This window comes from Paenibacillus sp. HW567, assembly GCF_000374185.1.
In the GTDB taxonomy this organism is placed as follows: domain Bacteria; phylum Bacillota; class Bacilli; order Paenibacillales; family Paenibacillaceae; genus Paenibacillus_AQ.
In genome coordinates this window covers 528,965-552,236 of the sequence record NZ_KB910518.1, presented here as the reverse complement: position 1 = coordinate 552,236, position 23,272 = coordinate 528,965, and the positions used below count along the sequence as shown (strand labels likewise).

At 53.4% G+C, this 23,272-nt stretch carries 23 protein-coding genes and 1 riboswitch; of the genes, 2 read left to right on the top strand and 21 right to left on the bottom strand.

The window, feature by feature from the left end; translation table 11 throughout:
- Positions 1-10: 10 nt before the first annotated feature.
- From B212_RS0102695 to B212_RS0102660, 7 genes are all read right to left on the bottom strand, one after another.
- The gene (locus B212_RS0102695; RefSeq protein ID WP_019908794.1) at positions 11-1,000 is read right to left on the bottom strand and encodes an NAD-dependent epimerase/dehydratase family protein; all 990 of its coding nucleotides are present in this window, start codon (positions 998-1,000) and stop codon (positions 11-13) included.
- Entirely contained in the window at positions 997-1,836 is an 840-nt protein-coding gene (locus B212_RS0102690; RefSeq protein WP_019908793.1) for a dTDP-4-dehydrorhamnose reductase family protein, read from the bottom strand. The genes B212_RS0102695 and B212_RS0102690 overlap by 4 nt, the downstream gene beginning before the upstream one ends.
- A complete protein-coding gene (locus tag B212_RS0102685; protein ID WP_019908791.1) occupies positions 1,833-2,819 on the bottom strand; it encodes a polysaccharide biosynthesis protein in 987 nt (328 codons plus the stop codon). The genes B212_RS0102690 and B212_RS0102685 overlap by 4 nt, the downstream gene beginning before the upstream one ends.
- Positions 2,809-3,903 (bottom strand): non-hydrolyzing UDP-N-acetylglucosamine 2-epimerase, encoded by a 1,095-nt coding sequence (gene wecB / locus B212_RS0102680; RefSeq protein WP_019908789.1) that lies wholly within the window; start codon positions 3,901-3,903, stop codon positions 2,809-2,811. Before wecB ends, B212_RS0102685 begins: the two co-directional genes overlap by 11 nt.
- A 419-nt stretch (positions 3,904-4,322) precedes the next feature.
- On the bottom strand, positions 4,323-5,870 hold the full coding sequence (locus B212_RS30605) for a glycosyltransferase family 4 protein (protein ID WP_019908787.1): 1,548 nt from the start codon (positions 5,868-5,870) through the stop codon (positions 4,323-4,325).
- Between the two features lie 369 nt (positions 5,871-6,239).
- Positions 6,240-7,373, bottom strand: coding sequence for a glycosyltransferase family protein (locus B212_RS0102665; RefSeq protein WP_019908786.1), 1,134 nt, complete (start codon positions 7,371-7,373; stop codon positions 6,240-6,242).
- A 31-nt stretch (positions 7,374-7,404) separates the two neighbouring features.
- Positions 7,405-8,502, bottom strand: coding sequence for a CgeB family protein (locus B212_RS0102660; protein WP_442950094.1), 1,098 nt, complete (start codon positions 8,500-8,502; stop codon positions 7,405-7,407).
- Positions 8,503-8,772: 270 nt separating this feature from the next.
- Between B212_RS0102660 and B212_RS0102655 the strand changes: the two genes are divergently transcribed.
- Positions 8,773-9,537 carry an AAA family ATPase gene (locus B212_RS0102655; protein ID WP_019908783.1) on the top strand — a complete coding sequence of 255 codons (765 nt, stop codon included), beginning with the start codon at positions 8,773-8,775 and terminating at the stop codon, positions 9,535-9,537.
- A gap of 66 nt (positions 9,538-9,603) precedes the next feature.
- Here B212_RS0102655 and wsfD read toward each other — a convergent pair whose 3' ends face one another.
- The 13 genes from wsfD to B212_RS0102590 all read right to left on the bottom strand — a co-directional run bounded on the left by wsfD (position 9,604) and on the right by B212_RS0102590 (position 21,681).
- Entirely contained in the window at positions 9,604-11,028 is a 1,425-nt protein-coding gene (gene wsfD, locus B212_RS0102650) for a glycan biosynthesis hexose transferase WsfD (protein ID WP_028530570.1), read from the bottom strand.
- A 9-nt stretch (positions 11,029-11,037) separates the two neighbouring features.
- Positions 11,038-12,936 carry an LTA synthase family protein gene (locus B212_RS0102645; RefSeq protein WP_019908780.1) on the bottom strand — a complete coding sequence of 633 codons (1,899 nt, stop codon included), beginning with the start codon at positions 12,934-12,936 and terminating at the stop codon, positions 11,038-11,040.
- A gap of 167 nt (positions 12,937-13,103) precedes the next feature.
- The gene (locus tag B212_RS0102640) at positions 13,104-14,276 is read right to left on the bottom strand and encodes a hypothetical protein (RefSeq protein WP_019908779.1); all 1,173 of its coding nucleotides are present in this window, start codon (positions 14,274-14,276) and stop codon (positions 13,104-13,106) included.
- Positions 14,273-14,845 (bottom strand): RNA polymerase sigma factor, encoded by a 573-nt coding sequence (locus tag B212_RS0102635; RefSeq protein ID WP_442950093.1) that lies wholly within the window; start codon positions 14,843-14,845, stop codon positions 14,273-14,275. The genes B212_RS0102640 and B212_RS0102635 overlap by 4 nt, the downstream gene beginning before the upstream one ends.
- Positions 14,846-14,966: 121 nt before the next feature.
- Complete coding sequence (locus B212_RS0102630) at positions 14,967-15,530, bottom strand: maltose acetyltransferase domain-containing protein (protein ID WP_019908777.1); 564 nt, start codon at positions 15,528-15,530, stop codon at positions 14,967-14,969.
- 15 nt (positions 15,531-15,545) lie between these two features.
- Positions 15,546-16,745 (bottom strand): MFS transporter, encoded by a 1,200-nt coding sequence (locus tag B212_RS0102625; RefSeq protein WP_051128233.1) that lies wholly within the window; start codon positions 16,743-16,745, stop codon positions 15,546-15,548.
- Between the two features lie 57 nt (positions 16,746-16,802).
- The gene (locus B212_RS0102620; RefSeq protein WP_028530567.1) at positions 16,803-17,837 is read right to left on the bottom strand and encodes an ROK family protein; all 1,035 of its coding nucleotides are present in this window, start codon (positions 17,835-17,837) and stop codon (positions 16,803-16,805) included.
- A gap of 116 nt (positions 17,838-17,953) precedes the next feature.
- Positions 17,954-19,291, bottom strand: a complete 1,338-nt coding sequence (locus tag B212_RS0102615; RefSeq protein ID WP_019908774.1) for a 5'-deoxyadenosine deaminase — start codon at positions 19,289-19,291, stop codon at positions 17,954-17,956.
- Between the two features lie 63 nt (positions 19,292-19,354).
- Positions 19,355-19,453: riboswitch (purine riboswitch) on the bottom strand.
- A 159-nt stretch (positions 19,454-19,612) separates the two neighbouring features.
- Complete coding sequence (locus tag B212_RS0102610; protein WP_232231460.1) at positions 19,613-20,137, bottom strand: GNAT family N-acetyltransferase; 525 nt, start codon at positions 20,135-20,137, stop codon at positions 19,613-19,615.
- Between the two features lie 159 nt (positions 20,138-20,296).
- Complete coding sequence (locus tag B212_RS0102605) at positions 20,297-20,728, bottom strand: hypothetical protein (RefSeq protein ID WP_019908772.1); 432 nt, start codon at positions 20,726-20,728, stop codon at positions 20,297-20,299.
- Positions 20,725-21,033 (bottom strand): hypothetical protein, encoded by a 309-nt coding sequence (locus tag B212_RS0102600; RefSeq protein WP_019908771.1) that lies wholly within the window; start codon positions 21,031-21,033, stop codon positions 20,725-20,727. Before B212_RS0102600 ends, B212_RS0102605 begins: the two co-directional genes overlap by 4 nt.
- Complete coding sequence (locus B212_RS0102595) at positions 21,030-21,368, bottom strand: hypothetical protein (RefSeq protein WP_019908770.1); 339 nt, start codon at positions 21,366-21,368, stop codon at positions 21,030-21,032. Before B212_RS0102595 ends, B212_RS0102600 begins: the two co-directional genes overlap by 4 nt.
- Before the next feature lie 25 nt (positions 21,369-21,393).
- Positions 21,394-21,681, bottom strand: a complete 288-nt coding sequence (locus tag B212_RS0102590; RefSeq protein WP_028530565.1) for a hypothetical protein — start codon at positions 21,679-21,681, stop codon at positions 21,394-21,396.
- Positions 21,682-21,924: 243 nt separating this feature from the next.
- On the opposite strand from B212_RS0102590, the gene B212_RS34900 reads away from it, so the two are divergent.
- On the top strand, positions 21,925-22,437 hold the full coding sequence (locus B212_RS34900; RefSeq protein ID WP_198015823.1) for a GNAT family N-acetyltransferase: 513 nt from the start codon (positions 21,925-21,927) through the stop codon (positions 22,435-22,437).
- 63 nt (positions 22,438-22,500) lie between these two features.
- Here the strand turns inward: B212_RS34900 and B212_RS0102580 are convergent, their stop codons facing one another.
- Positions 22,501-23,232 (bottom strand): sugar phosphate nucleotidyltransferase, encoded by a 732-nt coding sequence (locus tag B212_RS0102580; protein ID WP_019908765.1) that lies wholly within the window; start codon positions 23,230-23,232, stop codon positions 22,501-22,503.
- Positions 23,233-23,272 lie beyond the last annotated feature (40 nt).

The following is a 23,272-nucleotide window of genomic DNA, read 5'->3' as shown; positions in this document are numbered from 1 at the left end:
AGCACCTCCTTTACTGCTTACTCCCGGCCCGGTAATAGTCCACGATATCCGCAAGCGAGCGGGAAAGACCGATTTGGGGACTCCAGCTTAAGGTTCTGGCATCGTCTTCACGGGATGCGGCTAATCCTTCATTTGCAGCAGATAATGTTTGCTGTGTGTCTGAAACGGTAGCTGCCGGATGAACGGCTGCAGGCTGTTCATCCCCTTTCGGGCCCCAGTCCATCCCGACCTTCACCGCTGCATGGGCAAGCAGTTGCTCCGCGATCTCTCCTAAGCCCCGCTGTGTTCCCGAATCAATCCGGTACACCCTTCCGGTCTCTCCTGCACGCAGGATGTAATCATATGCTCTCACCGCATCGCGCACATCCAGAAAATCCCGCAGGGTATGCCGTGAGGAAAGCTTGAATGGCGGCGGAGCCGGAGTGACGCCTGCCGCAGCTTCACTCCGCACAATATGCTGCGCCAGCAAGGAGCAGAAACCGGTAGATGGGCCAGGCCCAATCAGATTGCAGGGCTCCGCCAGCAGTACAGGCTGCTTGAACAGCGTACACCAGGCGAGCGATACCAGTTCCTCCAAGGTTTTGCTCAGACTGTAGGGATGAGGCGGCCCTGCTGATAGGCCCGGGCGGAATTTGAGCCCGGAACCGGCCACCAGGATACGGCTGACCGGCTGGCTGCGCAGCGCATCAAGCAAATATAGTGTAGCCATGACATTCGTCTCCATATAGAGCAAAGGGTCACGCCAGGATTCCGGCACCGAGTTCTTACCTGCCAGATGCAGCACTTCATCCGGCTGAACCTCTTCAATCATGAATTTGACCGCCTTCCGGTCACTCAAATCGCATACGTGCTGCTTCACATCAGCGGGAAAAAGGGCTGAGTCCGCTGCCGGCTGGCGGATCACCGCAGTTACTTCAGCTCCCTCCTCCCTGAAATAAGCTACGGCATGCCTTCCGGTAAATCCGGCAGCGCCGGTAATAAGCACTCTCCGGGCTGTCATGTGGGCATTCCCGGCTGGCTCATCCAGGCCGCAAGCTCCGCCAGCATAATAGGATAGGAAGGAAGCCGCACTTGTACGTCTGCTCTAGTGCTGACCAGCGTGCGGTCCTGAACAGGCGTTGCCTCGGGGATGACCTCTACATCTTTTTTCCCAAACGCTGCCTGCATATGCAGGAGCAGCTCATATTTGCTAAGCGGCTCCGGGTGAGCCAGATGGATCAGGCCGGAAACATCCGAATCCAGCAGGGAATCTACGGCTTTGGCCAGCTCCAGGGTGGTGACACCATTCCACATGACCCGCTGATAGCCGGAGACCCGGCCCTTTTGCGAGAGAAACCACTGCATCAGGCCGATGCCGCCGGAGCGGATCTCCGGGCCGATAATGGAGGTGCGGATGGTCAAATGTCCGGGCTCCCGCACCTCTCCAAGACTTTTGGTTATGGCATAGACGGAGGTTCCGTCAGGTTTATCGTCCTCCGTATAACCGCCGCGTGTCCCTTCAAAAACGCAGTCGGTGCTGATGTGGATGAGCCGTGCGCGGACATTGTCCGCCGCACGCCGCAGCCGGTGGGGAAGGAACCCGTTGACGTGGTACGCGCTGATTTTGTCACGTTCGGCAAATTGGTTCAGCACACCAAGCGCATTGATAATGCAATGGGGCGAGACAATTTCGACCAGTTTCTCTACTCCGGCAATATCATCGGCATCGACATACAGCCCGCCAAGATCGCTTTTATCCCGGGTTGTATAGAAGACATGATGTTTGCCCTGACGGCGGAAATAATCCGCCAGCATATGACCCGCCATACCGTTTCCACCGAGGATAAGCAGCTTCACTCTAGGAACCCTCCCCGGATCAGGATATTTGTGATTTCCTCCTGGTCCATCAGGTTGTTCTCCGAGCTGAAGCTGCTGAAGGATACATGCGGATACACGCTGTAATGGGCTTTCAGCTCAGGCATATCCAGCGTAGGCAGAATGACCAGGTACTGCTCATCGTAGACGACTGTCGTCTGGCTCTCGAAATCGCTCATGAGGATTTCATGGATTTTTTCCCCCGGACGAATACCCGCTTCGATGATGCTCACATCCGGTTTGCCCGAAGCCTTGATCAGCACCTCCGCCAGATCCACAATCCGGCAGGTCGGCATGGTCATCACAAATATTTCCCCGCCGATGCTCACCTCAGTAGCTTTGAACAGCAGGGTAATCGCATCGCGCAGGGTGAAGAAGAACCGGGTCATTTTCATATCGGTAATGCGCACCTGTCCCTTGTCCTTGATCTGCTTCATGAACAGATGGACCACGCTGCCGTTCGTACCGAGCACATTGCCGCCGCGCACAGTTACAAACTGGGTATTCGAGCCAAGCAGGTTGGCATAGACGAACAGCTTCTCGCCTATCGCCTTAGTCATGCCGTAGAAGTTAGAGGGATTGGCGGCTTTATCGGTGGAGATGTAAATCGCTTTTTCCACATGATTAGCAGTAGCAGCTTCAATGACATTCTGGGTGCCGACCACATTCGTCTTAAGCGCTTCATACGGCTGGTCTTCGCAGACCGGAACATGCTTGAGCGCCGCCAGATGGAAAATATAATCGACACCCCGGCAGGCTGCCATAAGCGCATCCTTGTCCCTTATATCACCAATGACGAAGCTGAGGCGGGAATCTTCATATTCGCGGCTCATCGCCACTTGCGCAGACTCGCTGCGGGAGAAAATCACAATTTCCTTCGGATTCTGAGGCAAAAGCTGCCGGATGAGTTCGTGTCCCCAGGAACCCGTTCCGCCGGTGACCAAAATCCTTTTACTATTGAACATGCAGGTTCCCTCCAAGCAGAAATTTGACTACTTTAACTGAGACATCCGGGGTCAAATAACCCTCCGGCGCCTCCCATTTCGGACTCAGCGAAGTCATAAGACGGGTGCAGCGCAAGATGCTGTCACGCTCCACTCCGGATACTACATTGCTGCCGCAGTCAACGGTTTCCGGCCGTTCTGTGGTTCTGCGGATCGTTACAGTCGGCACTCCCATCAGGCAGCATTCCTCCTGAACCGTTCCGCTGTCGGTGATCGCACACCGGGCATACCGCTCCAAATGGACAAAATCGAAAAAGCCGAAAGGTTCATGAAATTCAACCAGCGGGTTCATTACCAGCCCCTCTTGCCCGGCAAGCTTCGAGCGGGTACGCGGATGGATGCTGCAAATCAGGCGAAGGCCAAAATGCTCTGCCACCAGGTTCAGGCCTGACATAATCTGCTGCAGCGACCCGGGATCATCCACATTCTCCGCCCGGTGGGCAGTGACCAGAAAATATTCGCCTGCCGTCAGATTCAGCCGGGCCAGAATATCGCTGCTTCCAATCTGCTGTTCGTAATGTGTGATGACCTCATGGATCGGATTGCCGGTTAATACAATGCGGCGGCTGGGAAACCCTTCGCTTAGCAGATGTTTTTTGCTCTGCTCTGTATAAGGCATATTAATGGTAGAGACGGCATCTATGACACGGCGGTTCTTCTCCTCAGGCACTTTCAGATCGTAGCAGCGGTTACCCGCCTCCATATGCACTACCGGAATGCCCATCCGCTCGGCAAGGATGGCGCAGAGCGCGCTGTTCGTATCCCCGAGCAGCAGAATCCGGTCCGGCTGCTCTTTCAGCAGGATGCTCTCCAGGCTGCCGAACATGGCGGCGAGCTGCCCTCCCAGTCCCGCTTGCTTATCCTGCAGTACGTAATCCGGTGCCCGCAGCCCCATCTCCTCGAAGAAAATCCCGCTGAGACTGACTGCGAAATTCTGTCCTGTATGCACCAGTACATGCTGCTCCGCGTGCTCATCGAGCAGCGGAATAATCACACTAAGCCGGATGATTTCGGGCCGTGTGCCCAAAATCGTCATGATCTTCATGGCTTCACTCCCCTTTGATTAGCTGCAGCCCTGCCGCTGGGCGGGCGCGCTTGGCTCGGGTGCGGCGAATTTAAACGGCAGTTTTGCCGTTGTTAGGCGCACTAGGCGCGGGTGCGGCGATTTCAACGGCAGTTTTGCCGTTGTTGGGCGCGCCTTGCGCGGGTGCGGCGATTTCAACGGCAATTTTGCCGTTGTTGGGCGCGCTAGGCGCGGGTGCGGCGATTTCAACGGCAGTTTTGCCGTTGTTGGGTGCACTGGGCGCGGGTGCGGCGATTTCAACGGCAGTTTTGCCGTTGTTGGGCGCGCTGGGCGCGGGTGCGGCGATTTCAACGGCAGTTTTGCCGTTGTTGGGCGCGCCTTGCGCGGGTGCGGCGGTACGCCTGCCGCACCTTATCCGGCCAGCGGTTCCCCCGCTGGCCTCAGGCCGCTTTGCGCCGCCGCTTCGCCGCCGGGCGGCGCGCACGATGCCCCGCGCGGCGAAGCTTCGCGCGGCGGCCCTTCCGGCGCGCGGCTGGCGCGGCGCGCCGTTTGCGTTCCGGGCGCGAGCGGCCTCGCGCCCGAGATTTGCCGCGCCGCAGCTTGCCGCGCCGGAGCTTGCCCTTGCCCCGGCGCAGCCTGGCTGCACGGCGCGGGGGGCTCTCACGCCGCAGCGGCGGCTCTGCCGCTGCGGGCGGCTCTGCTGCTGCGGGCGGCTCTGCTGCTGCGGACGGCTCTGCCACTGCGGGCGGCTCTACCGCTGCGGGCAGCTCCTGCACGACGGGGGCTTCCGGCCGCGGCGTAAGACAATAGCGGAGATTCCACCTCTCCGCAAGCCCCAGCAGGCGGGCGCGGTAAGCCGCCGGACCGTAGACGGCCTCGACGCGTTCCCGCACCTGACTGCCCAGCGCTGCCGCCAGCCCGGGCTCAGCCAGTAGTCTGTTCACGCGTTCGGCCAAACCACCAAAGTCCCCGGCAGCCACAAGCTGCTCCCCGCAGTGGGCAGATTGCAAAATTTCCTGCAGCCCGCCGGAATCATAAGCGACCACCGGCTTGCCGAACACCATTGCTTCCAGCGCGGTCATGCCGAAGCCCTCGCGGATCAGGCTGGGAACAACCAGCACATCCAGTGCACAATAGACCTCGGAGAGATGTTCCTCGTAACCGACAAACTTGAAGTGGGAGGCCAACCCTTCCAGCTTCACCTTACGTACACAACGGTCATAGTAGCCTTTATCTCCGGGGGTGCCGACAACCATATATTTGGCATTCGGATGCTGCGCGGAGACTTCGATGGCCATTTTGACGAAATGCTCCAAGCCCTTTTCCTTATTAATGAAGGAAGACACATAACCTATTAGCGGCTCCTCCGGTGCCACCTTCAATTCACGCCGCCGCTCACCCCGCAGCTTGCTCCAGGCCGCAGACATGATCTCCGTTTCATTCCAGGACGGCGGAAGCTGAATCACCTTGGTCTGCCGGATATCCTCGGGAAAACTGCCAACCGACGTATGTGAAATTGCCAGAATTTCATCACTGTTCTTCTGTATGAGATCTACACTGACCGAGGTGAAATCATTGACCGTTATCGTCTCCGAGATTTTCCACACTACCGGAATACCCAGCGATTTCGCCGCGAGCGCCGGCAAAGCATGAACACAAGTACTGGTGATGACAAAAGCCGGATGCAGCGCAGCAAGCCAGTTTCTCAGCTCATGGTACTCCCGGCTCTCCTGGAATTTGCGGATATCCGCTTCCAGCCCGGCATAGGGTGTGTAGACTCCATAGACCAGAGGGATCGGCAAAAGCTGCACATTCAGACCGTAATTCCGTGCCTGGCGTGTCAGCTTGCCTTCGTGGGGCGCTACCAGAATACAATTAAAATAGAGGGAGAGCTCCCGGCTGAAGAGCAGCAGCAGCCTCTCGGCCCCCGTTATACTGCGTGTATTGGATACATGGGAAAAGAGTACGATTGTCGCTTTGTCGGCCATGGTGTTTCGGCGCTCCCTGGCAGGTATGGAGCCGCCATTCACCTCCTAAAAGTTTTACGGAGCAACGCTTCCTGAACTCTCTTCATAGTAAAACTCACTTCGTAAGCATCCACTTAGTTTTACGGAGCAACGCTACTTGAACTCTCTTCATAGTAAAACTCGCTTCGTAAGCATCCGCTTAGTTTTACGGAGCAACGCTTCCTGAACTCTCTTCATAGTAAAACTCACTTCGTAAGCCTCCAATTTACTGCTTGCAGGCAAGTGCCGAAGCCCGGTGCTCCAGTATATTGAGGGGGCACAGATGCCGGCACGACACCTGTCCCCTGATATACGCACATTTTCACCGGCCTGCTCTCCGCTCCGTTACAGTCAGCCATAAATGACAGTTAACAGCTTATTCAGGCGTTTGGTGTACGTGTGATCCTTGAGCGTCCGTTCAAAGGCCCGCAGCACCATTTCCCGGCGTTCTTCCTCATGGGTCAGGTAATAACGGATTTTGTCCATCATTTCCTGAGGGGTTGTGAACGTGTCGATTTCTTCTCCTATCTTGTAAAATGAGCCCAGATCATCCCTGGCATCGCACAGTTGCAGGGAACCGCTGGCTGCGATCTCAAAGGTGCGGGGATTCGGCGAAGCCGCAGGAATGAGCAGCTTATTGTTATTGACTATATCGTCAACGTGTGAGCGGTGGAGGTTAATGACGATTTTGGAGCCGCTATAGGTGAGCGCCGTTTCCTGCGGCGACATCCATTTGCCGATTTCAATGCGGTCCCCATAGAGCGGGGCCTCAGGCAGACGGTCCCACCAAATGCCGTTGATAATCGTGTTGTAGCTCATCAGCTCAGGCATAATTTCACGGAAAAAGCTGATCCGGTTCCAATAGGCAGAGCCGATGAAGCTGATATCCCGGCTAACCGGTGAACGTCCAGTCGTTGGGCGGTAATGCTCTCTGTGGGCGGCAAACGGCAGATTGTGCACCTCTTTGCAGCCCAGACCACGATAGATTTCCACACAATTTAGCTCCAGTGTGAACACATAGTCGTAATGCGCTACAATCCGCATCGTGAAATCCGTATAGTAAGGATCATCCGTCAGCCAAATCGCCGTCTTGATACCCCGTGCGCGCAGAGTCGCAATCTGCTCCAGCGGCAAATCCATCCCATCCAGCACCAGCATCAGATCGGGCCGCTGCGCATCCGCAAGCTCTACCAGATTCTGCCGGACATCGGTGATCGTGACCTGGGTGACCAGCTTCTGCAACCCGCTCAGAACCGCATCATCCAGCGGGGAATAAGGGTAGCCTTTTCCAGAAGCCACGTACATAATATGGATGTTGCGGACAGCAATCGGCTCCTCCGGCCGGCCGTCCAGAATAGCGAGTCTTCCCCGCAGATAGCCTTCATCGTACCCGATCTTAAAACCGCTCAGCCGTCCGCGCAGCTTCTCTTCTTCGGCAGGCGTCCGTGGAAAGGGCGGTGCGGGCATAATAAAATCATTGTTCATGAGTATTCGCTCCTTTAATCCTTAATGGATTTCACGCTTGTGCAGTAAGAACATCCAGCAAACGAGGCAGACGCGCTGTAAACGTATGATGGCGAAGTGTCGTATGCAGCCCCTGGAGGGCAAGCTTCCTGCGTTCCTTCTCATGCTTCAGGTAGTAATCAATCTTAAGCTTCAGTTCTTCAGGATTAGAAAAAATATCCAAATCCTTGCCCGGACGATAGTGGCTGCCGAGATCGTCCCGGACATCTGTTAGCTGCAGCGTCCCGCAGGCGCTGATCTCATAGGTTCGGGGATTGATGGAGCGGGAGGGGAGCTGATAGCTGTTCCGGTTGTCCTGCCCGCCCTCCCACGGACGGTGGATGTTAATGACCAGCTTTGCCCCGCTGTAATAATTCGCCGTTTCCTCCGGAGGGATGAAGCCGTCCTTGATATAAGGCGACAGCTCTTCAAAAGCAGTCAGCCGTTCCCAGAAGCCTCCGGCAATCAGCACCTTCTTACCGTGAAGAAACGGAGCCAGCTCGTCAAACAGCTCTGTCCGGTTGCGGAAAGCATTGCCGATAAAGACAACATCGTATTGATACTGCGGACCGGTGCGGCGCGGATAGAACATTTGCGGATTGACACACAGCGGAAGGTAATGAACAGAGTTCACTCCCAGCGACCGGTAGAAGTCCACACAGCCGAGTTCATGCGTAAATACATGGTCGTAATGGTGGCAAATAACCGAAGTATCCTTCGTAAAATAAGGATCATCTACAAACCAGATCGCCGTAGGAATACCCAATTTTCGTATTTCTGCAATCTGCTCCAGATGATTCTCGGGGAACACGTGCAGCCCGTTCATTACAAGCACGGCTCCCGGCAGCTCATGAGCCGCCATCTCCAGCATGGTCTCCGGCGAGCCGATCAGAAGCTCGCTTACAAGCTGCTGCAAGGCATCTGTTACTCCTGTATCAATGGCTTGAAAGCCCTGGGGGATATACATCAGCTTGAGCGGCCGGCATGCTCCCGCTACCGGCGGATTCAGGCGCATCACAGCTTCGCACAAGCCGAGCCGGTATCCTTCCTCGTAACCGTCGCGGTAATCCCGCGGACGCATGTTTCTCGTTTTTGCTTTCACGGCTTTCACCCTGCCCCGTCATATTCTCAAGACAATATAACTATATGCGGAGTCAGCATCCGCCTCATGGACATATGTCTGTATCCCGCCGAAATTGGCAAATGCCCCCTGTCTTTCACCCGGCTTGCCCGAACCTTTGCAGATTATTTCCACGCAAGCTACACTTATGAATAAGTTGAACTATAGATTTTCATATTGGGGTCTGGTCGTAACTGCGGGGAATGTTTGGACTTTCGGCCGCCGCCCATGAGTCTATTAGAAGATTAGGAGCGTGAGATAATGTATGCAATGGACAACGCAATGTTATATATCCGCCAAGCAGAGCTGCTCCGCGAACGGGTTCCCTCCTTTCAGAGCTACCCGTTTGATCTGCCGGTGATCCGCAGCTTTGAACGGCTTGCTTTTCAGAACCGGGTTACCTTTCTTGTCGGTGAGAACGGGACGGGGAAATCCACACTGCTGGAGGGTATTGCTGCAGCCTGGGGGTTCAACCCGGAAGGGGGGACGCTGAATTTCTCCTTCAATACCCGTTCCTCACACTCCAGCCTGCATGACTATCTGCGGCTTGTTAAAGGGGTGAAACGTCCGAGGGACGGCTTCTTTCTGCGCGCGGAGAGCTACTATAATGTGGCATCCTATATTGATCAATTGGATGAGGAGCCGGGGAGCGGAGGCATGATTAAAAATTCCTACGGGGGCAAATCTCTGCATGAGCAGTCACACGGGGAATCGTTCTTCGCCGCCTTTGTCCACCGCTTTGGCGGACAAGGCCTTTATATTCTCGACGAGCCGGAAGCGGCGCTCTCTCCGCTGCGGCAGATGTCGCTGCTGGTACGGATGCACGAGCTGGTGGAGCAGCATTCGCAGTTCATTATCGCCACCCACTCGCCGATTCTGATGTCTTACCCCGGTTCTGACATTTACCTGCTGGAAGGCGGAGGCATCCGGCCCACCATGCTGGAAGACACGGAACACTACTCCGTCACCAAAGCTTTTATGAATGACCGCCAGGGGATGCTGCGGGAGCTGCTGGGGGATGACTGAAGGAAACACAAAAAGACACTTGCACGGATCCATCCAGCTTCCGCATAAGTGTCTTTACGTATTTTTTTATCTAGCAATGATTTTTACAACCTTAATGATCTTATGGACAAGCCAGCCGAACATCGTCACAGCCATCATATCAAAGCTGACATTGAACAGAAACAAATGCTTCCCGATATCAGCCCGGCCATCCCCGAGAATCGGGACCAGGAAGGAGAACAGCCCAATCAGGCCAAGCAGCATCAGCAGCTCTGCGGCAATCCGTTCGCTCCGCTTCCGGCTGTGGAAATGCTCGTGCAGCACCCCTGCATAATAGACGAGATAGAAGATTAAGAGGAAGCCGAGCGTATGCGGCAAGTACTCTTTTTTCAGTTGGCTCCAGAGATTGTAGGTATAGGATAACGCCCCTTCGGGCTTGCCTTCCGATTTCTCATAGTTCCCCAGATAATAGGGACGGATGTCCATACTGTTACTGGCGGCATATTTCATGCCCTCCAGAAGGCGCGAAGGATGCTTAATATAGAAGAAAAGCACGTCCTTGTGAGATACCCGGTCATAGAAATCCGCCTGGAGCGACGGATCATCCTGCTTAATGGCTGTATCCGTCTGAAAATAGTTCGTCCCCGCCAGCACCTCCAGCCTCTGCGGAAGCCCCAGCTCACGCAAATCCCCCTGCACATCCGGCGACTCGTTCAATATCCCGTAGAATACCGTCTGATAGAGATTGATATGCTTCAGCTCTTTGGGAGCAGCGACGTACATAATGACGGAGATAAGGGACACCGCCACCGCAAACCGCAGAGCCAGCTTCCGCCAGTTCCCCGTGCCGTCCAGCGTCATCAGCCGCAGGAAGATCAGCGAGAAAGCAAGTCCAACCGGCGCATTCTGAATTTTGGAGCAGATTAGAAACAGCACGGCGATGAAGAACAGTGTCAAGCCTTTGGTGGTCGGCCGTTCCTGCAACGCCAGTCTCAGCCCCAGCGCAAAGGTAAGCAGCATGGCTACCATCGACACCGGTTCACCGAACAGTGAATTGAAGTAGGCTAAATAGCCGATGTCATAAAATACGACCAGCATTGCCGCACCCAGCAGCAGTCCCGCAATCCAGGAGCCGCGCGCGCCCGTCTTGACGATCAGCCAAGTTGCCGCAAGCAGCAGCAGGGCATACACCGCCGCAAGCAGACGAATATCGAAATAGCTGCCATGCACCAGCCCCGCCAGCAGCCTTGGCACCAGCACCAGCAAAATTTGCGAGGACGGATAAAAGCCCTTGAACAAATTCTCATAAGAGAATCTTGCATGGCTGAAGCTGAAGAAGCGGTCGGCATAGCCTTCCGCGGCATCATAGTAATTCAGCCCGACCGTATTCATCATCCGCAAGAAATCGCCATTGTCGGCAACGCCGACAAACGGCTGCAGAAACAGCAGATAGATGATCAGCCCGCAGCCGCCGAGCACAGCGAGATTTTCCGCCTTGAACAATCGTTTCATGAGTTCTCCTTACCGCTGCGGAAGCAGCTTCACATATTCATCCGACAAACTCATCAGCTTCAGCACATAGTCATAGTCGCTCTGGTATTTGCTGAAATCAGCGACCGGCTGGAGCGTGTCCAGCGACACTGCTTCACCGTCCGTGAAGCCTTTGCCCGGCACAAACATAATCTCATCATTAAAAAAGGTCCCTGTCGGCGAATAATACCGCATGCCAACCACATTGCGGTCAATGTTCAGCAGATCGTGACCAAAGGCAGTGAACCCTTCCTGCTTCAGCGACACACCCAGCAGATTGGCAAGGGTCGGCAGAATATCCAGTTGCCCCCCGGTCCGGTTCACAACCTGCCCGGCTGCCATCCCCGGCGCATGCACAATCAGCGGAATATTGAAGCGGCTGACCCGCGAATCATAAGGAATTCCAAGTGCATCCTGCACCTGCTCCGGCGGCACATCCTGCGGCTGAAGGCCGAAGTGGTCGCCGTACAGCACCAGCACGGTGTTGTCCCATAGCCCGCTTTGCTTCAGCCCTTCAATCAGCGTGCCAATGGCATAGTCCGTGTAATTGATCGCGGTCAGATAATCGCCAAGCATCGTATTCTTCAGCTTGTCCGGCAGTGTGATTCTTTTGAAGGCATCCGGGATTTTGAACGGATGATGGCTTGACGCCGTTACCAGTTGCGCATAGAAGGGAGTCCCTTTCTTCTTCAGCTCTGTCAGCTTCTCTACAGCAGTGATGTAGAGCTGCTCGTCGGAGGCGCCGAAGGAATTGAAGTGGTCATTATGGAAATAATTCTTGTCATAATAGCCGCTGAAGCCCAGCGCAGGATACAGCTCATTGCGGTTCCAGAAGCCGACCTTGTTCACATGAAAGGTGTAGGCTTCATACCCTTTGGCTTCCAGCAGACGCGGCAGGCTCGGCAGCACCCGGTCCCCGAAGCCCGTTGACATCGCGAGCGAGGCAATCGGATAAATGGAGGTATTGCTCATAAACTCGGCATCCGAGGTATTGCCCGCGCCGATCTGCTGATAGACATGCGGGAAATAATAGCCTTCCCCGGCCAAGCGGTTCAGCACCGGTGTCAGCTCCTGCCCCTCCAGCGACTGATGCAGCGGAAAGTTCTGAAAGGCCTCCATCTGAACCACAATTACATTTTTGCCCTTTTGCGAACCAAAGTAATCCGGTACGGTTCCCGCAGGCTTGCTGCTGTAAGAATAAGAAGCCTCTAGAGTGTCCACCTTGGCGATGGTTTCCTTGATGTCTCCGGTGCCGATGAGGCCATTATCCTCCTGCGCTTTAATAGCCGCGAACACCTCATAGTTCAGGAACCCGGCGCTCTCGGCCTGCACCAGCTCATTCGTAATGCCGCGTGCTGCATGAATAGAGTAAGCGGACAGCGAGCCGCCGCCGACAATCGCCGTCAGAATGACGATCCACTGGACGCTCCGCGCTGCCGGCGACACATGGCGCCGCAGGGGGAGCGCCGGCCCCCTTTTCCATCTGCGGAATAGACTGTAAGCAATCATAACCACAAGATCCGCGAAAAACAGATAATCAATAATCTGGATGGTCGATTTTACACTCTCTTTCACCTGAAATACCTGATGAAGCTCATAGAAAGCCAGATACGTCGGCACCGAACCGAAATGATTGAAATAGACACTGGACGCAAACAGAATCAGCGACAATAAGCCGTTGAAGCTCCAGTAGACCGCAGTCTTCATCCTCGCAGGAATCACAAATGCTAGAATCCCCATTAGCAGCAGCACAGGAGCCAGATCCGCCGCGATCCATTCCCAGGCAATCCGTTCAAAAAACAACCCTCTCAGCAGCAGCAGCTTCAGCCAGATCAGCCCTGCAACGATATAGAAATGCGCCCCCACCCGCACATGCTTGCTCTCATTCATTGCTTCCCCTCTTAACTTGTATATTAATTTTGTAAACCTAGTTCTCTTTTTCTGTAAAATATCACATTTAACTAGTATAGCAATACTTGAAATGGTTATCAAAAAAAGACGCAGCCCTGTACAGGCATACGTCCCTAATAAAAACTATTTGTTACCGCATCATTTCATCATTCAGGAGTGGTGTTCTGCCGTCCCATGCTGTAAAATGCCCCTTCATAATTAAATGCGGCATTGATACGAGACTCTCCTCCAGGGCTCTCAAACAAAATATTACCCGGCGTTTTACTGACAATAGTGTAGTCCCCCAGATGAATGCCAAACAGTTCATCTGCAAGAACGGCAGCCGACCTTTGCAGCTTGGCGTTATCCATTGCCAGCAGCTTTGTGTCCTGCTCCCCACGAATCCCGGAATCGTATGAACCCTCAATGTAAAGTGAGTTGTCCTCAACCTGCAGGAGTTCATGCGTGGCATAATCCATGATAACTGTAGAAGCCCCATTTTCATTCTCTCCGTATATTAAAGTGATTACATCCCACTTCGGAGCCAGACCCCGGGTGATTTGGTACAAATGATCTGCCCCATGGTCTCTAAGAAGTTTGAGCGCCGTTTCAGCTTTCCGCTTCACGTCCTCACTTACCTTATCCGCGTCCAGATTGAGAGTCGCCCCGGCATATATGCCGTTCGCATAGTCTATCCGCCCCTCCTTCCCGAAGAGAATGTCATGGGTCTCGACGCCTCGGTCTGCTTCAGGAAAGTAATATGTTAAATGTTTAAGCCCGGTAACTGTAAAATCCCCCTCATACCCATTGTCCCGCAGCTTCACGGCAGCATCACTGATAAGCTTGGACTCGATTTCCCCAAGGCTATAAAATGCGCTCATACTCCACTCCGTCACTTCTCCGGTCTCTGTATTGATTCTGATGGTACTGGTGAATTCTCCTGTGCCAAAAACGATCCTTGCCTGATGAATGGGCTCCATCCGCTCCAGACTCGCAAAAGGAAGCTTCTTCCCAAGCTGCTGCTCCATCGTTCGTTCAGCTATCTTGCGGATTCCCATATCGGTAAGGTCGGGTGTTCTCGCCTCCTGGTAAAAGAAGCCCGCCTGTCTGCCTTCTCCCAGAAGACCTTTCTGTTGTAAAAAGGCTCCCGCTCCGGCCAGCAGGAAAAGGATCGCTGCCGCGATGAAGCTTAAGCGCAGTCTTTTCCCAGCCCGTTCCCTGTCTGAAGGGGGGGTCCGCAGGCGCATAGTAACATTGTCGGCTAACTTATCCGTAAACCCCGCTTCCCGGAATGGCCCTTTCCGCGCCTCTTCATACCACTTCGGTTCCCGCTCCTTCATGACTCCATCCCCCTTAATTTCTCCTGGACTTTCTGACGCGCACGGTGCAGCCTGGATTTGACGGTTCCGGGGGACAGCCGGGTCAGTTCAGCGATTTCTTTAATGGTCAGCTCCGCTTTCAAATCCAGCACCAGCACCTCGCGGAATTTGTCCGGAAGCTTCATAATGACGCTCCAGATTTCGTCAACCCGGCGGTTTCCCAGATACTCCATCTCTGCTGAGCGGGCCGTTCCAGACAGTTCATCAGATAAGCTGTAGTTGAGCGGGTTAAGACCCGACCGAAAGAACTTTGATTTGCGATAGGAGAACACCGTATTTCTCGCTATGGTGAACAGCCAGGCCTTAAGGGACGAGGAGCCCTGGTAGGTCCCGATCCGGTAAAAGCATTTAATGAACACCTCCTGCGCCAGATCATCCGCAATATCGGCACTTTTGGTGAGGTAATAGATATAATTCCATATATCATCGCCGTACAGGTCCATAATTCGCCTCAGTTGCTCTTCATTCATCGCCTGAGCACGCTTCAGACCATCCAGTTCCAGTTCCACACCCAAATCCAATGTCTTCACCTCACTACATATGACCACAAAACTGGCCGATAAGTTCCCTGTATTGCTAAAAAGCAAAAAAAGGCAGAGGGTACCTCCCCTCCGCCGGTTACAGCATTAGTTGATATCAGCGTATTCACCGTCATCCAATTTCTTTAATGAACTTAGCCGGGTTACCGCCCACTACAACGTTATCAGGAACATCCTTGGTAACCACTGAGCCGGAAGCGATAACTGCATTGTTGCCTATTGTCACACCGGGGTTAATCACCGAACGTCCGCCAATCCACACGTTATGACCAATCGTGACCGGCTTGCCAAACTCCGCTCCGCTGATTCTCTCCCGGGCCTCCAAGGGGTGCGTCGCAGTGTAAATGTGTACTCCCGGAGCCAAAAAGCAATTATCGCCTATACGGATCTCGCACACGTCAAGAAATACACAATCAAAATTGGCATAGAAATTCTCGCCGACATGGATATTATAACCATAATCGCAACGGAACGAGGGTTCGACGGAAAAATTACTGCCGGTTGATCCGAACAGTTCCCTTAGAAGCTCTATTCTTTGGGTATCATCTGTTTCCGTGGATTGATTAAACCCTCTTGTCAGCCTCCGGGCGTTCAAACGCTCCTTCACCAGCTCCGGGTCAGCGGCAGAATACAGCTCTCCATCTATCATTTTTTCTTTTTCGGTTTTCGGTTGCATAACTATATTCCTCTCTTATATGATCTCTTTGCGTTTGTATAGATAAGAATATAAAAGCAAACCGCTGACCGCACTCAGCGCCGCGCATAAGCCTATAATTCCGTAGCCTGCCTGAAGTCCGCGAAGCAGCCCTAGCTGTGAATCTGCACCGAACAGCTTTTTGACAGCTTCGATAACCCCGCCGACGGCATAATTGCCAATCACACTGCCCAGCCCCATCAGCGTAACAGTAACCGTAATCGCCGTATCGCTTTCCTTGGGATATCTTCGGGCAATCAGCGCCATAACCGTCGGATAGATCATTGCAATCCCTGCGCCGGAAGCGGCAAACAGGAAGGCCAAGCCTTCCCCGCCCAAGATCGCCACAAACGTGCAGAGAGCCGAAAAGCCTGAAAATATAATCAACGATAACGTAAACCCGATTTTATCCGTCAACGGACCGAGCAGCAGCCGCGCAAGCGCGAAGCATAAGAAAAAGGCGGACAGCAGCCCCGAAGCCGTAATTGTATCCCATCTGTACGCTTTTTCCAGAAAGTTCACAAGCCATCCGCCCACAGCCAGCTCAGACGTCACGCCAAAGGAGAGTATGAGCACCATCAGCCATAGAACGGGGTCCTTCAGCAAGCTTCGTAAAGAGATGCGCTCCTCATGCTGAACGTTATCTCCCGGAAAAGTACTGAACATCGCAAAAATTATCGGCACCACGGACAATAAAAGCATAATCAGATACATTCCGCGCCAGTCCAGCGTATATCCGTTGATTGTGACCTTCATCAGACCTGTCGCAATCAGCGGGGCAACCGTGGAGCTAAGCCCGTAGAAGCCGTGGGATAGATTCATCATCGTTCCCGTGTTTTTTACAAATATGCGTGCGCCCAGCACGGCCAGGCCGATCTCCAGCATGCCGTTCCCGATGTACATCAGGAAATATGAAGCTGAGAACAAGGGATAACTGTGCGAAAAGTAAATGAGTATGCCGGAGACAGCCATCGTTCCCAGGGCCGTGACCGTTACGGTCTTGATTCCCCATATTCTAGTTAAATACGCTGTAAAGGAACATGCGATCAAATAACCAAGAGCGTTCAGGGACAATAGTGTCCCGAGCTGCGATTCATTCAGCATAAAATCAAATTGAATGCGCGGGATCGCGGGCCCCTTAATATTTTCCGAAAATCCAAAAATAACGAATCCCAAAAAAATGGTAGCCAACTGCATGGCATAAGTTTTGTTGAATTTGCTATCACGCTTGCCCACTGTATTCCTTCTTCCTGATTATTGTCTTTGTTCAATCCATTGCGCTGGGGAATTCAAGATTTCCAAAGTCGTCATGACCACCCCTTTCATATATTCACGATTGGTATCGTTTTGAACGAAAAGCAGCGGCATATGCTCTTCCGGTATGTTCTTTCGGCAGCCCTCATGAAAATCGTCAAGCTGCGCTTGCTGCGGCAGTTCCCCTGTAATTGCAATGGTGACCGGATTAATGACGGCGATGATGGAGGTCAGTACTTGAACAGCCAGGCGGACAAAACCTTCGGCGGTATGAAGCTGCCGGAGCTGCTCCTCACGGGTCATGCCGAAAGGCAAAAAGGATACTTCCCCGCCGAATTTCGTATTCCCTGACAATATCCGTCCATCCACGATAAACCCTGCACCTGGAAATTGATTCTCCGGAAAGGTCACGACAGCAAATGTTTTTTCTTCTTCAAAATGCTGCAAATGATAAAAGCCATAGACGGTCATGTTCATATCGTTTTCTACCGTGACAGGCATTTCATATTTTTCTTCCAAATAAGGTCCTAACGCCTTGCCGACAAGATCAGGAACATCGCAGACCCCAATTACACCGCCGGAGACGACACCGGGTATGCCAATGCCCAGCGCCATAACATGGTTGCTCTCGCCGGCGAGCCGTCCGATAAGCTGATCAATGACGTCCATATCTACATGCTTCAGATCTTCAAGCGTTTCCGCTTTAACAATGTCTCCAACCAAATTTACGATGCTGCACTCAATGGAGTACAGGTCTCCACTTGTCTTGACAAGCAAACAAACGGCACAGCCAAAGTCGGCGTTGTACTTGTATTTTTTGGCGGGTCTTCCACCACTTGATTCATTCGGTCCCAGCTCTATTACTTCGCCGGTAGCGACAAGTTCATTTAATATCGTGTTGCAAGTGGCTATGCTCAGGCTGGTTTGGCCGGCAAGCTCTGCTTTCGTTCCAGACTCCTGTGTCTTTAAGGCCTGTTTGACCAGCCCAATATTCATTTGTTTAATTTGTAACGTACTGTATGTCACAGGGGATATGCCCACATCCTTTTAAATTACTTTTTATTAGATTAATAATAAGTGTACAGCAGTGTTCCATTATCTTCAAGATAATGTTTTGGGGCATTGAAACAATGCCCCAACGATCAGGGAAATTAACCAAGGGGGGTGTATGACAGCAGCCTCTTGATGGAACGGTTGGCCTCATGCAGCACGGTATCCTTGTCCACTGTCCTCATCACCCCTTTGTCCATCAGGATTTCTCCATCGACGATTGTAGTCTCCACATCAGCGCGGGTAGCGGAATAGACAATGCGGGAGATCGGGTCTACATCGAAGGAGGGGAAGGTGTGAAAATTGTAGAGATTCAGAATGGCCAGGTCGGCTTTTTTGCCTGTTTCGATGCTGCCGATTTGATCCTCCATGCCTACCGCTCTGGCCCCGCCAATGGTTGCCATGCGGAAGACGCTTCTCGCATCCATCGTAGTCGGCCCGTGATGCGGCTTCTGGATAATGGCGGCCAGGCGCATTTCATTGAACATATCCAGGTTGTTGTTGCACGGCGCACCGTCTGCCCCAAGGCTGAGATGAATATGATCGTGCAGCATGCCCGGCGTGTCGGCAATACCGGAGGCCAGCTTCAGATTAGAACCGGGGCAGTGGCTGACATGGACCCTGCGGTCGCGGAGAATCCGCCGCTCCTCCTCATCCAGCCACACGCAGTGTGCCAGAATCAGGCGTTCATTCGCCAGCCCCAGATGATCCAGATAGACCACGTTGCGCATACCGGTCATCGCCTGGACAATCTCAATCTCCCCCTGGTTCTCCGAAGCATGGGTGTGTACCTTGACCCCGTACCGCTCGGACAGGTCACGCACCTCTTTCAGCAATGGCTCGGTGCAGGAAATTACAAACCGCGGCGAGAACGCGTACTGAATCCGGCCATCCCCGTAGCCGTTCCATTTCTCCAGCAGATCGACGCTCTCCTGCAGCGAAGCAGCCGTCTCCTCCTGCAGCGCCGCTGGCGCATCCGCGTTCTTCTGATCCATCATCACCTTGCCGGACAATGCCCGGATACCGCTCTTCGCAATGGCCTGAAAAGCAAAATCCGTATGGTTCACCGTCTCCATATCGACAATCGTTGTCGTGCCGCTGGAGATCAGCTCTCCGATTCCCAGCATGGCGGAATAGTAGAGCGATTCCTCATCATGCGCCGCTTCCAGCGGCCAAATCCGCTTGCGCAGCCAGTCCATCAGCTCCAGATCATCGCCCTTGCCCCGGAAGAGCGTCTGGCAAAGATGAATATGGGTCTGTACAAAACCGGGGATGACAGTGCGGCCCGTTGCGTCAATTACGGTCTCATCCCCTTGAGGGACAAGGCCGCTGCCGACCTCGGCAATCCTGTTGCCCTTAATGCGGATATCTCCGTGGATGATTTCCTCCTGCTTGTTCATCGTGATAATCTCTGCGTTCTTGATCAGAATGCTCGCCATCTTCATCTTCCCCCTTGTCTTCTGCAGCCCTAGCCGCTTTTGTAACACAAAAAGGCCACAAAAATATGCTGGGCATATTTTCGTAGCCAGAAATTTACGGTTCCCGGTAGAGACCCTTAAACCAATTATTAAGGATATACGAAAAAAAGGATTATTCAATTGCTTGCTGAATAATCCCATCATAGAATAAAGACAACTTTATTGTCAACACAGGTTAGATAAAATAACATAAATTAATTTTTTGATTCATTTTACTTATTTTATCGCAAAACCCTTTATTAAGCGTCATATTATCTGACAAAAATCTCGAATGCTTGTCCATTATTCCGCTTCGCTTGTCAGCACTTTCTCAAATACCGGGAAGTTCGCTGTCCGCCCCGGAAAATCCACTTCGCCTCTGCGTTCATAGCCAAGAGAAGGATACAGTGCCAGCGCCCTTGTATTCTTGGCATAGGTGTCCAGCCGGATGCTGCTATAGCCGCCGCTGCGGGCCAATTCCTCGGCAAAAGCAACCAGCTTGCGGGCGATGCCCTTGCCCTGCACCTCAGGATGAACGGCCAGCCGGTGCATAATCAAATGCGCCCCTTGCTCCTGCGACCAGCGGATAGCTTCATACTGCTCCGCCTGGTCCTCGTCCAGCACCATGATGCCGGATATGGCTGCCTGCTCTTCATAGACAAATAACGTGCCCTTGTCCAAATCCTGCGTGATGATCTCTCTGTTCGGGTATTTGTCATCCCATTGGTCGCTCCCGCCGTCCTGCATAACCTGCACACATTTGGCAATCAGCGCCATGATCTCCCCGATATCCGCTCTTCGCGCCTTGCGAATCTTACTCCCACTCATATCCATCCCTGCTTTCCCGTCGGCATTGGAACCGATATAGATTCTGTAAAGAAGTCTACCATATCCGGCAAGCAGAAACGATCCTCCGTTAGCCTGCCTATGGAGGCGGCTTCTTTCATCCGCCTCCATAGAGCGCCTCTTCCTGTGACTCTTGGCGCATCAGCCCAGCTCCAGCTTATGCCCGTCCTCGAAGCCCTTGGCGAAACCTGCGTCGAATCCCACGTTGTATGCTTCGGTGTAGCCCTGCTGAAAGGCGTCTCCCGGGGGCGTTTCCGGAGAGACGCCCAGGTCCGGGGGGAGCGGAACCACCTGCGGCGCGGGCGGCGCTTCGACGGTTGCCACGGCCGGTACGGCCGGCACGACCTGCACCGGCGGCTGAACCACCTGAATTTTCTGGACAACAATCCGGCGGCGGAGCCTTCTTTTTCTGCGTTGCAGAGGGCTTCTCTTGGTCTTGCCTATCCGGGGGACAAGTCTTCTGCGTAATTTACGAGCAGTGCCTTTGCGAACCCTTGCCTTCCGGGACAACAGCAGTGTACGTCTGCGGGTTCTGGCGCCTGAACGCAGCTTTCCGAGTTTTTTTCTTATCATCGTTCTCCTCCTGTACTCCATGTACTCTGGAGGTTCCGGACTGCACCGGCAGTGTTCAGCCAAGGCGCAGCAGGAATTCCCAGTTTGGGCTGATGCAGCGAAATACCGGACATCATCCGGCACATCGAGCTTTGATATTGGCTTAAGATTCGGATATTGTCGCTAAGCTTGCGGGCCGTCAGCTCCGATTGCCCTGTAATTTCCGCAATACTCTCCAAAATGTCCGCAAGTGCGGCCTGGCTCCGGGCGATGGAGCGGATCATCTCCAGCTTGACGGCATGTTCGGAGAGAAGCCCGCCGCTCATTTGCTGTCCTCTCCGAAATCGAAGCCTTCGCTGGCCAAAGCGCCTAAACCTCCGCTGTCTTCTTCACCGCTGCCCAGCACTGCTTTTAGATTGCTGTACAACCCGTTTTCCAATTTGGTCAAACCCTCCAGCAGCTCTACGACCACCTCATGTATAGAGATGGATTGCTTCAACTGGTCTTCATGGGATTCGAACGCTCTAGCGTGGATATGATGCTGGGTCCACTGCTTTACTTTTTCCGCTTCCACCGCTTTGGCTTCGAGAATCATCGCAATGTTCCACTGGATAGTAGCGGTGGACTCCAGCATTTGCAGATAAGCCTTTTCTCTGCTCATCTTTCGCCTCCTGCTCTTTTTAACGCTACTCTTCTTCCGGACCGTTCAATTCCTTGATGACTCTTCCTACCCCTTCAGCCATCGCCTCTTCCAGATCGGCAAGTGCGTTCAAGTATGCAATAATGTTCTTGTTCACCTGACCTGTGCTTTCCACCAGCTCGCTGAATCCGCCGAAATCCGGCTCGGCATCCGGCAGATCATGGACTATTTGCGACATACGGACGGCCACATGGCGTTCGGCATCGAGAATCCGCGCCATTTGTTCGTGCGTATGGGCCATGTGCTGCAGGACCTTTGTTATTTTACTCTGCACCTTCATGTCTCCTTTGCTCAAACGCCCTGCTACAGCATATGCGGCTATAGCCTTGGCGGTGCGGGGCTTTCCTGTAAGTTGCGAGGGGGTAGCCTGGAATTTGTGACGCATAAATTTGGCGGTCATCAGGGAGGGGCGGAGGATTTGACAGCGGGCAGAGACCGGGATTATGCTGGGGATGGATTAGAATTTTTTTCCACAAATGAAGTTACATACGGCGCTATTGGAACTGGAGGTATTCTATTGAAATTGGTAAGCAAGCGCTTGGAGCTGCGGCCTTTAACACTGGCGGAGTTATCCTTAGCTGGAGTAAATTTCGCCGGACTGGAGCAGAGGCTCGGCCTGAAGCCCAGCGGAACTGTGCTGGATGATGAAATGCAATACGCCATGCAGGTCAGACATTCCAAGGTACTTCAGGACCCCTTGAATTATCCCTGGCTGACCAACTGGGCGATTATTCAGCAGGAGGAGCAGCGTCTGATCGGATTCATCATTCTTAAGGGCCGCCCGAACGCACAAGGCGAAGTTATCCTTGGATATGTGATTGACGAGAGCCACCGGAAGAGGGGCTACGCCACCGAGGCAGTGCGGCGCATTAGCGAATGGATCTTCAGCGATCCCCAGGCCTTGTGGACCATCGCCGATACCGAGAAAGACAATACCGCCTCACACAAAGTTCTTGAGCACCTGGGCGCACAAAAGTACCGCGAGACTGAAGACCTTATCTGGTGGCGGATTGCCAGGCCGAAGCTGTAATCGGCTAGGGGCGGGGAAGGACGCAGCAGCAGAGTTCAACTGCAAAGCAAAAAAACACGCGCCTTAAGGCAACGTGTCTTTCAGCTTTTCCCCCGCTTCATGCAGCGACTGGAACGTTCCCGCATCACTCCACCATTCCTGAAGCACATCGTAGCTGAGCTTGCGGTCAGCGGCATAAAGGTTGTTCACATCGGTAATTTCCAGCTCTCCCCTTTTGGAAGGGGATACCCGCTGGATAATATCGAACACGGCTTCGTCATACATATAAATTCCGGTCACGCAGTATTCCGTCTTCGGATGCTCCGGCTTCTCTTCGATATAGGAGATCCAGGCGGAATCCTGAGCGTCAAATACCGGAACCCCGTATCTCCGCGGATCGTCCACCGGCTTCAGCAGCACTTTTGCCGTTCCCTGAGGCTGACGCAGATACTTCTCCACATAAGGCGTCAGATCATCCATAAAAAGATTGTCACCAAGCAGCACAACAAACCGTTCACCCGGAAGAATGAAGCCCTTCGCCAGATCCAGCGCTTCCGCAATGCCTCCGGCAGCCTCCTGGATTTTATAAGTCAGCGAGACGCCGAACTCCACGCCGCTGCCCAAAAAATCCGTATACTGCCCTGCAGACTGCTTGCTGATGACCAGGAGAATATCGGTTATTCCTCCGCGGCGCAGTCGCTCTATACCGTAGCACACCATAGGATATTTGCCGACCGGAAGCAAATGTTTGTTCATAAGCCGGGTCAGCGGATATAGTCTTGATCCTGTTCCGCCCGCCAGTATGACTCCTTTCACTTACTTTCCTCCTTCTTATCTGTGTCTTTGGCCTTCAGGT

Bases quoted from the DNA above. Each gene is read 5' to 3' on its own strand.
- wsfD (WP_028530570.1), bottom strand. From the start codon at position 11,028: ATGAAACGATTGTTCAAGGCGGAAAATCTCGCTGTGCTCGGCGGCTGC.
- B212_RS0102695 (WP_019908794.1), bottom strand. From the start codon at position 1,000: ATGACAGCCCGGAGAGTGCTTATTACCGGCGCTGCCGGATTTACCGGA.
- B212_RS0102630 (WP_019908777.1), bottom strand. From the start codon at position 15,530: ATGCAACCGAAAACCGAAAAAGAAAAAATGATAGATGGAGAGCTGTAT.
- B212_RS0102600 (WP_019908771.1), bottom strand. From the start codon at position 21,033: ATGAGCGGCGGGCTTCTCTCCGAACATGCCGTCAAGCTGGAGATGATC.
- wecB (WP_019908789.1), bottom strand. From the start codon at position 3,903: ATGAAGATCATGACGATTTTGGGCACACGGCCCGAAATCATCCGGCTT.
- B212_RS0102625 (WP_051128233.1), bottom strand. From the start codon at position 16,745: ATGCAGTTGGCTACCATTTTTTTGGGATTCGTTATTTTTGGATTTTCG.
- B212_RS0102605 (WP_019908772.1), bottom strand. From the start codon at position 20,728: ATGATAAGAAAAAAACTCGGAAAGCTGCGTTCAGGCGCCAGAACCCGC.
- B212_RS0102595 (WP_019908770.1), bottom strand. From the start codon at position 21,368: ATGAGCAGAGAAAAGGCTTATCTGCAAATGCTGGAGTCCACCGCTACT.
- B212_RS30605 (WP_019908787.1), bottom strand. From the start codon at position 5,870: ATGGCCGACAAAGCGACAATCGTACTCTTTTCCCATGTATCCAATACA.
- B212_RS0102610 (WP_232231460.1), bottom strand. From the start codon at position 20,137: ATGAGTGGGAGTAAGATTCGCAAGGCGCGAAGAGCGGATATCGGGGAG.
- B212_RS0102615 (WP_019908774.1), bottom strand. From the start codon at position 19,291: ATGGCGAGCATTCTGATCAAGAACGCAGAGATTATCACGATGAACAAG.
- B212_RS0102645 (WP_019908780.1), bottom strand. From the start codon at position 12,936: ATGAATGAGAGCAAGCATGTGCGGGTGGGGGCGCATTTCTATATCGTT.
- B212_RS0102640 (WP_019908779.1), bottom strand. From the start codon at position 14,276: ATGAAGGAGCGGGAACCGAAGTGGTATGAAGAGGCGCGGAAAGGGCCA.
- B212_RS0102665 (WP_019908786.1), bottom strand. From the start codon at position 7,373: ATGAACAATGATTTTATTATGCCCGCACCGCCCTTTCCACGGACGCCT.
- B212_RS0102685 (WP_019908791.1), bottom strand. From the start codon at position 2,819: ATGTTCAATAGTAAAAGGATTTTGGTCACCGGCGGAACGGGTTCCTGG.
- B212_RS0102655 (WP_019908783.1), top strand. From the start codon at position 8,773: ATGTATGCAATGGACAACGCAATGTTATATATCCGCCAAGCAGAGCTG.